Source organism: Myxacorys almedinensis A (assembly GCF_010091945.1).
GTDB lineage: Bacteria > Cyanobacteriota > Cyanobacteriia > Leptolyngbyales > Leptolyngbyaceae > Myxacorys > Myxacorys almedinensis.
The window spans coordinates 95751-107906 of sequence record NZ_WVIE01000008.1; the positions used below are offsets into that span (position 1 = coordinate 95751).

General features: G+C 50.7%; 11 protein-coding genes and 3 pseudogenes. 6 read left to right on the plus strand and 8 right to left on the minus strand.

The genetic code is table 11. The features are described from left to right. Positions 1-26: 26 nt before the first annotated feature. Positions 27-287 (plus strand): annotated as a pseudogene (locus GS601_RS24045) (transposase); the annotation flags it as partial. Between the two features lie 109 nt (positions 288-396). On the opposite strand, the gene petA reads toward GS601_RS24045, so the two are convergent. Then, a complete protein-coding gene (gene petA, locus GS601_RS08750; protein WP_238393162.1) occupies positions 397-1332 on the minus strand; it encodes a cytochrome f in 936 nt (311 codons plus the stop codon). 75 nt (positions 1333-1407) lie between these two features. Next, a complete protein-coding gene (gene petC / locus GS601_RS08755; RefSeq protein ID WP_162422896.1) occupies positions 1408-1950 on the minus strand; it encodes a cytochrome b6-f complex iron-sulfur subunit in 543 nt (180 codons plus the stop codon). Between the two features lie 275 nt (positions 1951-2225). On the opposite strand from petC, the gene GS601_RS08760 reads away from it, so the two are divergent. Next, a complete protein-coding gene (locus GS601_RS08760) occupies positions 2226-2543 on the plus strand; it encodes a DUF3067 family protein (RefSeq protein ID WP_162422897.1) in 318 nt (105 codons plus the stop codon). Between the two features lie 13 nt (positions 2544-2556). Here GS601_RS08760 and GS601_RS08765 read toward each other — a convergent pair whose 3' ends face one another. Next, the gene (locus GS601_RS08765; protein ID WP_162422898.1) at positions 2557-3429 is read right to left on the minus strand and encodes an ABC transporter permease; all 873 of its coding nucleotides are present in this window, start codon (positions 3427-3429) and stop codon (positions 2557-2559) included. Positions 3430-3749: 320 nt separating this feature from the next. Between GS601_RS08765 and GS601_RS23145 the strand changes: the two are divergent. The 3 genes and pseudogenes from GS601_RS23145 to GS601_RS23570 all read left to right on the plus strand — a co-directional run. Next, positions 3750-3848: pseudogene (locus GS601_RS23145) on the plus strand (IS1/IS1595 family N-terminal zinc-binding domain-containing protein); the annotation flags it as partial. 11 nt (positions 3849-3859) lie between these two features. After that, positions 3860-4144: pseudogene (locus GS601_RS08770) on the plus strand (transposase); the annotation flags it as partial. Positions 4145-4199: 55 nt separating this feature from the next. Further along, positions 4200-4325 (plus strand): LuxR C-terminal-related transcriptional regulator, encoded by a 126-nt coding sequence (locus GS601_RS23570; protein ID WP_338017002.1) that lies wholly within the window; start codon positions 4200-4202, stop codon positions 4323-4325. Between the two features lie 102 nt (positions 4326-4427). Here the strand turns inward: GS601_RS23570 and infB are convergent, their stop codons facing one another. From infB to rimP, 5 genes are all read right to left on the minus strand, one after another. Beyond that, entirely contained in the window at positions 4428-7502 is a 3075-nt protein-coding gene (infB, locus tag GS601_RS08775) for a translation initiation factor IF-2 (protein ID WP_162422899.1), read from the minus strand. A gap of 510 nt (positions 7503-8012) precedes the next feature. After that, the gene (locus GS601_RS08780; RefSeq protein WP_162422900.1) at positions 8013-8693 is read right to left on the minus strand and encodes a hypothetical protein; all 681 of its coding nucleotides are present in this window, start codon (positions 8691-8693) and stop codon (positions 8013-8015) included. Between the two features lie 217 nt (positions 8694-8910). Continuing rightward, complete coding sequence (locus GS601_RS08785; RefSeq protein WP_162422901.1) at positions 8911-9171, minus strand: YlxR family protein; 261 nt, start codon at positions 9169-9171, stop codon at positions 8911-8913. Between the two features lie 198 nt (positions 9172-9369). Next, positions 9370-10704, minus strand: coding sequence for a transcription termination factor NusA (gene nusA / locus GS601_RS08790; RefSeq protein WP_162422902.1), 1335 nt, complete (start codon positions 10702-10704; stop codon positions 9370-9372). Between the two features lie 38 nt (positions 10705-10742). Continuing rightward, the gene (gene rimP / locus GS601_RS08795; protein WP_162422903.1) at positions 10743-11207 is read right to left on the minus strand and encodes a ribosome maturation factor RimP; all 465 of its coding nucleotides are present in this window, start codon (positions 11205-11207) and stop codon (positions 10743-10745) included. A gap of 505 nt (positions 11208-11712) precedes the next feature. Between rimP and GS601_RS08800 the strand changes: the two genes are divergently transcribed. Beyond that, the gene (locus GS601_RS08800) at positions 11713-12006 is read left to right on the plus strand and encodes a hypothetical protein (protein ID WP_162422904.1); all 294 of its coding nucleotides are present in this window, start codon (positions 11713-11715) and stop codon (positions 12004-12006) included. The last annotated feature ends 150 nt before the right edge of the window (positions 12007-12156 follow it).

The following is a 12156-nucleotide window of genomic DNA, read 5'->3' on the forward strand; positions in this document are numbered from 1 at the left end:
TCAGATTTCTGGTCTGATTCGTTGTAGGGTTAGTTCCTGACCAATGCCAGTCTGGGCAAACCAATCGCTTAGGGGCGATTACCCGCTGAGGGTCAAGGTTATTGCCAGGAGCATTGGTTGAGGTGGCATGGATGCTGCTGCGCTTCAACCCTTGGGCACAACGAACCTTTAAGCGTATTTGTGAGGGGCAGAAAACATGGAAGAAAACAGCTATTGTGGCAGTCGCTCGCAAATTATTAGTGCGTTGTTGGACGATGTTGAGACACCATCAAGCCTGGACTCCTGATGATCATGTTCTAATCTGGGTGGTGGTTACTATATCTACCGTTGAATTTATGCCTCAAAAAAGGGCTGGACGTTCGCCCAACCCTAATTTACAAAGAAGATTTGACAAATTTAGAAGTTCATTTCGGCGGCTTGAACCCGCTCGACTTGCTTCTTCTTGAGAACCAGCATGATTTGAGTCAAAGTGACTATTCCAAAGAACGCCAATAGCCCCTTGATGCGGCTCGGATTTTGCAACACGATTTCCGCATCGATCTGACCAAACCCACCCACGTTAGGGTTACTGGTCAACGCATCGCCCGCTTTAACTTCGTCACCTTGAGCAACGAGCAACTCAGAACCGGGGGGAATCGTGTCTTCCACAGCGCCCTTGTCAGAGTTAATGGTGACTGTAAAGCCGCCCTCCTCGGTTTTTGCGATCGCGGCAATGGTTCCCGTTGCAGAAGCGTTGTAAACGGCATTGTTGCTCTTATCCCCTGTCGGATAGACCTGACCGCGACCCCGGTTTCCACCCGCATGCACCGAGTACTTACCAAAGCGCAACGATTTGTCGGTGTTGGGATTTGGGGACAAAATAGGGAACTCAATTTCTTGATACTGCTCACCCGGTACTGGGCCCACCACGAGCCAGTTAGGATGCTCGTCGCTGTAGGGCTGGATGTAAAGCTCAGCCAATTTTTCTTTTGTTTCTTCGGGTAAGCGCTCTTCCGGAGCTAACTGAAAGCCGTCGGGCAACATCAACACTGCCCCAACGTTTAGAGGCCCTTTGCTGCCATCCCCTTGAACTTGCTGCACACTGGTATCGTAGGGAATTTTAACCACCGCTTCAAACACAGAGTCGGGCAGGACAGACTGAGGCACTTCGATTTCTGTAGGTTTTGCGCCTAAGTGGCAGTTTGCACAGACAATCCGACCCGTTGCCTCACGGGGGTTCTCGTACTGCTGCTGAGCAAAAATTGGGTAAGCCGCCGCAGATTGGGGCAGGGCTAGGCTTGCCGACAGTAGAATAGCGACGGTTGCCAAGGCAACCCAGACCCGCTTTGTCATGGTTATCAGGTTTGTTCTCATCTCTAGCAAATTATTCTCGCTCGGAATAAATAAAGGTTGCAAACTGGTTAAGATTTAAGTCCACCAAGGATCTTCGCCGGTGCGAAAATCGGTTTCTTCCCAGGGGGTAAAGCTAATTTTGTTGTCGGCAATATCGGCATGAACCAGCGCCAACGACAGGGGAGCCGGGCCGCGCACTACTTTTCCAGTGTTGTCGTATTGAGAGCCGTGGCAAGGGCACATGAATTTGTTCTCGCTGGCGTTCCAGGGGACGACGCAGCCCAGGTGAGTGCAGACGGCGTTGATGCCATAACTTGCGATCGCTTGATCCCCTTCCACCACGATGTAGGTCGGATCACCTTTGAGACCTTGGGCGAGAGAGCGATCTCCTGCGGGATGGCTGGCGAGATAGTCGCTCACCACAATGTCATTACCGAGGGCATCTTTTGCGGTGACGCCTGCGGAACCTGTGCCTGACGAGGGAGGGATAAAGTATTTGATGACCGGATATAAGGCTCCAGCTGCTACGAGCGCCTCAGAGCCGAACATCAGGAAGTTCATGAATTGGCGACGACCCATGCTGGGTACATCATCTGCGGGTCCAGTAAGTTGAGCCATGTCTACTCTCTAGGGATTGCGGGACGAAGTGAAAAAAGATTTACGCGCAGACCTTTTACCAAGGCTCTGTGTTTAGATCTAGTTACATGGGGTGGCTACAATGACAACCTCTAAAAATTTTTCTATCTAAAGCCAGGTGCTAGAAATCTTTCAGGACAGCCAGTTTGTAGTCTTTCTTAGATGTATTATTACATTTCTTGACACTAGCATCATAGCTAAGCGATGGAGTTGAAAATTAATACGAAATGTTAAAGATCTTCGCGCAATACCCTGCCATGACTGGACAAGACCTCCGCCAGCTTCTCATTAACAAGTGGGGATTTTCCTACGATATTCAGGTTCGCCGTGCTGTGGGCAGGCTGTTTGTGCAGGTGATGTGGCGCTATCAAGAGCAGGTTTCGTTTCCGTTGAGCGAGACGGAATATTTGGAACATCTCGACCAGGTGGCGAGGTATTTGGCGGCGTGGAATGCGATCGGGCAAGTCCAAACCTTTATTGAAACGACGCGCGAAAAGCCGAGGTTGGGAAAAGCAGTAAATATTCCGATCGATTTGGGTGATCGCGCCTCTGAGTGGTTGTTAGAAGATTTTTAGCGAGTCAAGATTTTTAGCGGGTTTTGCGTTCGGTGAGTTCGTTTAAGCCTTCGCCGAAAAGGGATAGCCCAACAACCAGGAGGGTCATGGCTAATCCTGGAAAAACGGCTGTCCACCAGATGCCGCCGGTAGATAACCCATCTAGAGCTTGATTGAGATCTCGTCCCCATTCGGGCACATCATCGGGTAAGCCAAGACCGAGAAAGCCGAGACCGCCCAGGGTTAGCACGGCATCTGCGGCGTTTAGGGTAAACAGAACTGGGACGCTTTGAATGACGTTTAAAAATAAGTAGCGGGAAAGCACGCGCCATGTAGATGCGCCCATGGCTTGAGCCGCTTCGATGAAGAGTTCGGTTTTAACGCTGATCGTTTGATTTCGGACTACCCGAAAATATTGCGGAACGTAGGCGATGCTGAGCGCGATCGCAGCATTCAAAACGCCTCGCCCGACCACAAATGCCAGCGTCACCGAGAGCAATAGTCCCGGTAGCGTGTAGATCGTATCCATGAAGAAAATTAGAACCCGATCGAGCCTACCGCCCAAATAGCCGCTCACCATGCCAAGCGGAACGCCAATGATTAAGCTGAGTGTGGTTGCCAAAATGACGACCTGAAGCGCCGCTTGCGTGCCAAACAGCGTTCGAGAGAAGACATCGTAACCCAGACTGCTTGTGCCAAACCAATGAGCTAGAGAAGGCGCTTGATGGGGCGGATTGTCGAGAAACTCAGTGGGATTTTGCAGCCATCCGATCGATTGAAACAGGGGAGCAAGGAGCGCGATCGCAATGAAAACGATCGCAATTGCCGCGCCAACCCGCATCATTTGGCGAGAGAGCGACGGACGTTCGACATCACGGAACAGCCGGGGCAGACGAATCGAAGTCATAGGATAAGGCAAACGGTTCGCTCATCATCATAAAGCTTGGTTGGCAATGGGTAAAAACAGATGTAGCGGCAGAGCAAGCCCATCTAAAACTTAACTGTTGCTTTCAGGTCTGACGAGCTAACGCCCCAAATCAGCGACGGCTAGTAACCTTGACAACATAGCCAGTAGCTTTCAACCGTCCGCTGCATTTGGATTGTTGTGCGGCGCGCTACATCAGAGTTGTACATCGGCTTCGGCATCTCGTAAATCGGCTTTGCGGCGATCGCTCCCCTGCAAAATCGGGCGTTGCATACTGGAGGGATGAATTGAGGTCAGATTTGATGCCATGCCCGGACTGCCCATCCACTCACACCCGTAAAAATGGACATAGAAGCGGTCAACAAAATCACATCTGTGTCAGTTGCAACCGTCAATTTATGGATCTTAGGGTCGCCGCACCAATGCTGATTTTGCCCAGTGGCTCAAGCAACTCGTCGATGAGTGGTTTCCGAGCGCAACAAAGATTCGTTTTATACTCGAAAATCTCAATATTCACTCTCCCACTTCGTTGTATCAAACGTTTGAGGCACAAGAAGCCCGACGAATTCTGGAAAAATTGGAGTGGCACTACACCCCGAAGCATGGCAGTTGGCTGAACATAGTCGAAATTGAGTTGTCAATTTTGGTGCGGCAGTGCTTAGACCGTCGCTTGCCTGACATCGAAACCTTGAGCCGAAGCGAAATTGAAACGGTTGTGCCCAGAAATTGCCCCATTATAATCAACATGGTGGATACTACTTGCAAAAGGTTACACCAACGCAGAAATTGAAGCGCAGCTTTGGGTGATCCAAAGCTCCGTCAAGCAATCTTTAAGCTGTATGTTCCGCAAGCTCAACCTCTCAGCACGAGCAGAATGAGTCGCCGCTCTGCATCACTCAAATATTCAGTTAAGAGCTTGTAGTCCATAATCGGCGTCGGAATGACCACAGACTATGGGCTACAAGTCACAGAATCACAACCTATCTGGCTAGCGTTCTCCGCTTGGTTACCATGCGATATGCCTCGATGATGTCTCCTTCCTTCCAGTTGTTGAAATCATCTAAACCAATACCACATTCGTAGCCAGCGTTGACTTCACGCGCATCTTCTCGCATCCGTTTGAGCGAATCTAAATTGCCCTCGTGAACCTTTTGGCTACCCCGATGCACACGCGCCTTACAGTTCCGAATGAGCTTACCGGACTGCACATAACAACCCGCGACTGCACCACGACCTACCGGGAAGACGGCACGAACTTCCGCCTGACCCAAAGCTTCTTCTACAAGCTCCGGTTCTAGCAGACCTTCCATCGCACCTTGAACATCATCTAGCAACTTGTAGATAATGGCGTACTCTCGCACATCGACGCCTGCCCGATCGGCTGCTTGACGCGCCCCCGTTGCCAGAGTCGTGTTAAAGCCGATGATCACTGCATCGCTTGCTGCCGCCAAGTCCACGTCTGTTTCAGAGATTTCGCCCGGAGCCGCATACAGCACCCGGACTTGAACTTCACCTTGCGGCAACTGTCTGAGCGATCCCAAAATGGCTTCTACAGAACCCTGTACATCGGCTTTGAGCACGAGGTTAAGTTCTTTCAGTTCGCCCTCTTGAGCTTGAGCAGATAACGTATTTAAGCTGACCCGGCGAGAAGACATTGCCGCCAATAGACGAGACTGACGCTGCTCATCTGCTTTGGCCGACGACACAGCCCGTGCCTGTTTCTCATCTGGGAAGACTTCAAACTCGTCTCCGGCGGCTGGAACATCAGCCAAACCAAGAACTTCTACCGCAAACGACGGAGAAGCAACCTGCACCCGTTGGGCGCGATCGTCTACCATTGCCCGCACCTTACCAAGAGATGAACCCGCGACTAAAATATCGCCAACCTGCAATGTACCGTTTTGGATCAGCAGCGTCGCCACTGGACCTTTCGCTTTATCGAGGTGAGCCTCGATCACCGTGCCTCTAGCAGAGCGATCGGGGTTTGCGTAGAGATCTTCTACTTCTGAGACCAGCAGAATCATATCTAGTAGCGTATCTAGGTTATCGCCCGTGATGGCACTAACCGGAACCATGATCGTGTCGCCGCCCCACTCTTCTGGAACTAACCCATACTCTGTGAGTTCTTGCTTAACGCGATCGGGCTGTGCTCCCTCCTTATCTACTTTATTGATGGCAACCACAATTGGCACTTCTGCTGCTTTCGCGTGACTGATCGCTTCAATGGTTTGAGGCTGAACTCCATCATCGGCAGCAACCACCAGAATAGCGATGTCGGTGACTCGCGTTCCCCGTGCCCGCATTGCCGTAAATGCTTCGTGACCCGGAGTATCGAGAAACACCACCTGTTCTTGGTTGCCGTTGTGGTTAACATCAACGTGGTATGCGCCAATGTGCTGTGTGATGCCACCTGCTTCGCCTTGAGCCACTTTGGTTTTGCGGATCGAGTCAAGCAGGGTTGTTTTACCGTGGTCTACGTGACCCATGATCGTTACCACCGGAGGACGCCGTTGGAGACTATCAAGATCCCCAGCCTCGATCATTTCTGTAACTTTCTTCGCTGCTGCTTCTTTCTCGCTCTTCTCAACCACGATGTCATATTCTTCGGCAATCATCTCGATCGTTTCGACATCTAGGGTCTGCGTAATGGTTGCCGCTGTTCCTTTCATGAAGAGCTTTGTGATGATCTCCGTTGAGGAAACAGTTAGCAGATTCGATAGCTCTTGTACGGTCAAGCCTCCTGTGATCTGGATCATTTCTGGACGCTCGACCTTGGCTTCTTGATGGCGGCGATCGCGGCGATCGCGGAGGCTGCTCCCCGATTTTTTGCGCTGAGTCGGAGCCGCGATCGCGGCAGGTTTTGCCTGCTGCCCCGGTAAGCCTTTGGGTTTTGCAGGGCGCGCCAACGACAAACTTACCTGGGTTTGGGTGACGCCGCTTGCATCTTCTTCATCGAGCAGATCCAAATCATCATCATCATCTTCGATACGAGGTTGGGCACGGCGTTTACCCTTCGCCGGGGCTTTTGCCAACTCTTGGTTTTCCTCTTCCTCATCTTCCCAAGCTTTACCGCGTTTAGGCTTAGGCGGCGTAGGTCGATTGAGTTGCAGCGCGGCTGCCTCCTGAGGGTTGGGAGTCGGCTTGGCAGGACGATTTGCCTTCAAAATTGGCTGCATGACCGAAATGCCGTCGTCTTGAGGCACCTCGTCGTCTTGGGCAGGTCTAGGGCGACGAAGTTCGACCACCTGTTGAGGTCGGGCGGCGTCTGAGGGTCGTGTAGGTTGCCCAGGGCGCTTTCCAGCAGGAGGCGCAGAGCGCTGAGGTTTAGCGCCATCTCTCTGATGCCGTTCGTCCGTCTGGGTATCTGTGCCGTCATCCGAACTCGGCGGACGATCGCGCTTTAAAATCGGCTTGCTGTTGGCGCTAGGGCGAGAGGGCGGGGCCGGGCGAGGGGGGGGAGAGGCTAGAGGCTGCTTTTGCTCAACGGGTGCTGGCTGAGGCGCAGGCGGCTGAAGCTCAACCGATGGGGGAGGGGTTGGCTGAAGGGCTTCTTGTACCGGAGTAGCTTCAGGCTCTGCCATAGCTGGGGTAACCGGAGTGGCTGGGGCAACGTCTTCGGTTGCGGGACGCGCCGGTGGCTCGCTGGGTTTGTCAATGGGTTTAGCCGGAGCGGTCGGAGCCTGTGCCGCAGGTGGCTGAGGGGCAGAAGGCGATCGCAGTTCAGGAGTCGGCTCAGCAGGCGGGGCTGAGCGAGTGATCGGACGGCGGATTTCTAAAATTTGCTGTTTCTTCTGAATATTCAAGGGCGTTTTCTTTCTAGAATCGACTGACGGGGAATGGGCGGCTTGACGGGCAGGGGGTGCCTTGGTCGAAGCAGGATGGCTGGCAGCGTATTTTTCTGCTGCTGATCGAATGTGCTCGGCTTCGGTTTCGGTAATGGTGCTGCTATGGCTTTTGACTGCAATATTTAGTTGTTCACAAATAGCAAGAATATCTCGATTGTCCAAATTCAATTCTTTCGATAGCTCGTAAATTCTGACTTTGCCGTTGTTCATCCACTCTTCCCTCATTCGACGATCCACGTGTTGTCACATAAGTTGCCTTCTGTTCTGACTAAAACGACATTTGATTTGATCAGTTGGTGGCGTGGGCTTCACACATTGAGTTTGCAAGAAACTTAACTCGGAAGCTGCCCAGAAGATTTTAGCGAACTAGCCTCCTTAAAGACTAGCCTACCTCACACCGTTTGAATTTCGCTTCACTTTGAATTTTAGACCACTCGAACACGGATAGATTCTATCAGCGATCGCGAGTTAGCCAAATTCCATTCTAGCCTGTTCAGTTTTGCACAAGTTTCCATTTAGATAAACTATTGACCAACTGACCTGCTTCAAGGCAGTCACCCTCTAAGCCTGGCATCTGCTGCTTGCCATCGCTTCAATTTCGCCAAAGAGCAGAAATTTAATTGATAGACAGAAATTTGTAGACGAAAAATGATGGTGCGCTGAGAAGGCTTCTAGAGGCTTTGGGCAAGTACTACAACTGGCTAAACACGATCTGGTTATTTATCGATCTTCGTTGCGGACTCGCAAATTCGCCGAGCGTCTCCGAGCCTGAGTGCGCTGATATAACCATCCTAACCCCAATCCGAAGATAGGCACGATCGCGGTGGCAGGCGGTTCAGGGATAGGTTCTGCATCAGTAAAACTAAACGTTCCAGAAACATAATTAACGGCACCAATGTCTCCAGGAACGTTTACAGAACCAGGGCGATAAATAAATAAATCTCCAATAATTCTCACAACCGAGGTGTCATCTGTTGTACTGAGGTATAGACTCTGCGGTGTATATTGTCCTGCTGGAGTGCGATCGTATAAAAGGAATTCGCCGATTCTGGTTCCAACATACGTCAGTTGCGTGTAGTTGCGGTTAAAAAAATTGAGGGAGAAATCTGAAAAAGCGATGGCTCCCGGTCTACCCAAATAGTAGCCTATAGGATAGGCAGTAGGCTGGTTGATGTAGTTCAGTTGGGATTCGTCGTAGGTATATGATCCCAGCCCTTTTGACCCGATCGGTGGAAGGGGCAGTTTGTTCAGTGGAGAATCAGCCTGACCTTGTGAAGCAGATTCAATGCGAGTCACCGTCAGTTCAAGGTTCTGCCGAAAAATTGCTGCACTAGCAGGGTTTGGCGCAACGATCAGGAGAACGCCTAAGGAGCTAAACAGCCAAGCTATGCGGCAGTGCATAAGGCAACCCATGGAAACTCATCGGCTTTACCTTAGGAAAAGGGATTTTTCTAAACCTCTGTCTAGCGAGAGAAATAGAACACAGATGAGAGCGAGGGAACCAAGGCACAAAGGAGGGGGGGTGGTCGCACGTTAACTCACTACCCATCACAACATGGCAGAGGGATGCTGGCGCAGCGCCTACCCAAAAATCTATGCTGCGCTAAAGGCAGGTGCATCAGCGAGAAGGGGAAACTACAAGCTGTTGTAACAACTGTTGATAAAGGGATTCGGGAACAGGAGCCTTCAGAGCGCGACTGAGCCGATCTTTTTTGCGGACACTCCGAAGGCATTCGGCTTGAGGGCACAGATATGCCGATCGCCCTATTCCCTGATTCAAAACGATGTCGTGGGAGGGATGAAGCCGGACAACCCGCAGAAATTCTTCTTTGGGCGCAGCTTTGCGGCAACTGATACAGCGACGGTAATTTGGAGGCATGGTAGAAAGACGCAAGAGAGGGGTGTTAGAAATGCTGGACTCGATTACCTAACTCGATTACCTAAACAACTGTTCAACTTACCAAGCAACTGTAAACACTAAGCGGTTCGGCTTTTTGGCTCAGTCTTTTTGGCTCAACTGTAGTCAATGACCGTTATTCTGCCAAGGCATTGCCGCAAGCGTCTCTTTATACTTTAGCTACTCTGCCTCCGATTCCTCCTGAGCGGTAGTCGTCCCAAGCGGTTCTTCTGGCGACTGGGGTTCAGAGGTGTCTTCACCTTCATTTTGGTACTCTTCTTGATCCTCTTCACCCTCATCTAAATACTCTTCCTCCTCATAGGCAGCTTGTGTCTGACGACGGGCTTCGATCACGACCGCGATTTTTTCTTCTTCTGCGGCAGCTTCGTACTTTTTGCTGTCTTTGATGTCGATTTTCCAACCTGTTAGCCGTGCGGCTAGGCGAACATTTTGACCTTCTTTCCCGATCGCTAAGCTCAGTTGATCTTCTCCGACCAAGATGTGGGCTTGTCGCCCTTCGGGATCAACGAGGCGCACCTCATCGACTCGCGCTGGGCTAAGAGCATTGGAAATATAGGTAGCAGGATCGGGCGACCATCGAATGACATCTATTTTCTCACCGCGTAACTCATTCACCACTGCCTGAATCCGAGATCCCCGCGCGCCGATGCATGCTCCCACGGGATCAACATCCCGTTCTAGCGTATCTACCGCAATTTTGGTGCGAGGACCGACATAACGAGATGGCGGATTTGCTTCCCGTGCCACTGCAACAATTCGCACCACATCATCTTGAATCTCAGGAACTTCGTTTTCAAACAGATAAACGACCAAACCTGCATCGGCTCTAGATACAAGCAGTTGAGGACCCCGATGGGAACCTTCGCTGACTTTTTTGAGGTAAACCCGAAACGTTGCGTTTGCCCGGTAATTATCGTTGGGAAGTTGATCTCGCTTTAGGAGTTCTGCTTCTACTTCAGGTTGCCCAAAGCCACTGTTGACTGCCATGATCACAGACTGCCGCTCAAATCTTAAGACTCTTGCTTGTAAGATTGTGCCTTCTAGCTCCTGAAATTCTTCTTGCACAAGTTTCCGCTGCTGGTCTCGCAGCTTTTGAGCTAGAACCTGTTTCGTTTGAATAGCGGCCATGCGTCCAAACTCGCCCTGATCGGGGGTAACATCTAGAACGACCGTATCGCCCGTTTGGGCTTCTGCCGCGACTTCTTGAACTTCTTTGAGGGCGATCTCGTGATCTGAATTTTGGACTTCATCGACGATCGTTTTCGTTGCCAGCACCCGAAAGCCTTCTTCTTCGATGTCTAGCTCGACTTCAAAGTTATCAAAATAGGTTTCGTCGAAGGTGTTGCTGTCCATCTTTTGGGTGCGACGGAAGCGCTCGTATCCTTTGATTAAGGCTTCGCGCAGGGCAGCTTGAACTGATAGTTTTGGTAAGTTGCGATCGCGACTAATGCCATCGATCATGTCTTTGAGTCCGGGCAAAGCGACCATTGACATAAAACTAATCTCCGTAAGTATTGAGTTGTGTAAAAGGCTTATTCCTCACCATCGGCAAGTTCAACGGTTTTGACGACCGTCCGAGGAACTGCGATCGCTCGCCCCTTGAGGTTGATATGAACTGCATCGTCATCTCGGCGAACTAAGTTACCAGTCCACTCGGCGCGGTTGTTGAACGGCTCGGAGGTGGTGACGATGACCGGAAAGCCTCGAAATGAGGTGAATTCTCGGTCGGTCGTCAGCAATTTTGAGATGCCAGGGCTTGAGATTTCCAAAACATAGGCATCCAAAATTAAATCAGACTCATCTAGCACCGCTTCTAGAGCGCGGCTCATCTGTTCGCAGTCTTCCAGCCCGGTATCATCCTTTGTATTTCGGACATCGACTCGCAAAACGGGCGGACTTTGATGGGTATGAAACACGGCTGTCACCACTTCTAAGCCCAACGACTGAGCTACCGGAGCAGCCAAATCTAAAATTTGGGGAATTAAAGGATGCGCCATTGATAATACCCTCCAAATAAAAAAAGTGGGGGACACCCACTTCTCATGAAACGACTGAATTTCATGGAACTTTGTGATTCAGTAAAACTGCTTTCACTATTTGATATTTTAGCGAATTAATTTGCAAGTGACGCAATTGCAACTGAGTCATGAGCAGAGCAAGCGGATCAGAGGTTTGGTTGGGGTGCGATCGTAGATAACCTTGTGGATCACAAAGGAGAGTGGAAGCAGGCTGAGCATCTATTCAGAAGCGATTTGGTCAATCGGAACTGACCTTTGCATAGACATCATTCATACCTTCAACAATGCATAAATCAGAACCTAAATCAGAACCTATTGATCGCAGGGCGTTGTATGAGACACTCCTGTTTTTGATGGTTGGCTTGTAACCTTGGATAATCAAACCCATAAAGTCCTGCGAAATGTGCTGAGTACGTCAAGTTTTCGCGCTATGTTAAACAGCAAAGTTAAACAGCAAAGCTGGCTCTAGCAAGTAAACATTCCTGTGAAATACTTCTTTCTAACTGATGGCTGGGCGGTGGGTCGCGTTTGGGAGCTAGGTGGCTTGTGGAATGAACTCTCTTGGCGTCGCAAACCCCACATTGAGCAAACGACGGTATGTGTGTGGGAAAACGACGAAAAGCTATGGCTTTACCGCGTTGAAGATGCTGTGTTGATGGTCGAAGTTAAACCAGTTTCTGATGCTGAGGTCGATGCGATCGGGCAAGTGGTTTTAAAACGATTGATGACGGCTGATCAGGCGATCGATATGCTCAACAAGACGGGAGGAGAAACCTGAGAACCGTCTCGAAGCATGACCGAATCGACCCTCGACATTCTCTCGACATTCTATAGTTGCTCTCTGCCGGAGACCCCCGCATCAATCTTTGCCCCCTCGCCAAGTGGGTCGAAAGCAGCAAAGAGGTGAAGTATCCGGGGATCTGGCGTA

Coding starts and splice junctions, on each gene's coding strand:
- petA (WP_238393162.1), bottom strand. CDS start 1,332: ATGACAAAGCGGGTCTGGGTTGCCTTGGCAACCGTCGCTATTCTACTG.
- GS601_RS08780 (WP_162422900.1), bottom strand. CDS start 8,693: ATGCACTGCCGCATAGCTTGGCTGTTTAGCTCCTTAGGCGTTCTCCTG.
- GS601_RS08760 (WP_162422897.1), top strand. CDS start 2,226: ATGACTGGACAAGACCTCCGCCAGCTTCTCATTAACAAGTGGGGATTT.
- rimP (WP_162422903.1), bottom strand. CDS start 11,207: ATGGCGCATCCTTTAATTCCCCAAATTTTAGATTTGGCTGCTCCGGTA.
- nusA (WP_162422902.1), bottom strand. CDS start 10,704: ATGTCAATGGTCGCTTTGCCCGGACTCAAAGACATGATCGATGGCATT.
- GS601_RS08785 (WP_162422901.1), bottom strand. CDS start 9,171: ATGCCTCCAAATTACCGTCGCTGTATCAGTTGCCGCAAAGCTGCGCCC.
- petC (WP_162422896.1), bottom strand. CDS start 1,950: ATGGCTCAACTTACTGGACCCGCAGATGATGTACCCAGCATGGGTCGT.
- infB (WP_162422899.1), bottom strand. CDS start 7,502: ATGAACAACGGCAAAGTCAGAATTTACGAGCTATCGAAAGAATTGAAT.
- GS601_RS08765 (WP_162422898.1), bottom strand. CDS start 3,429: ATGACTTCGATTCGTCTGCCCCGGCTGTTCCGTGATGTCGAACGTCCG.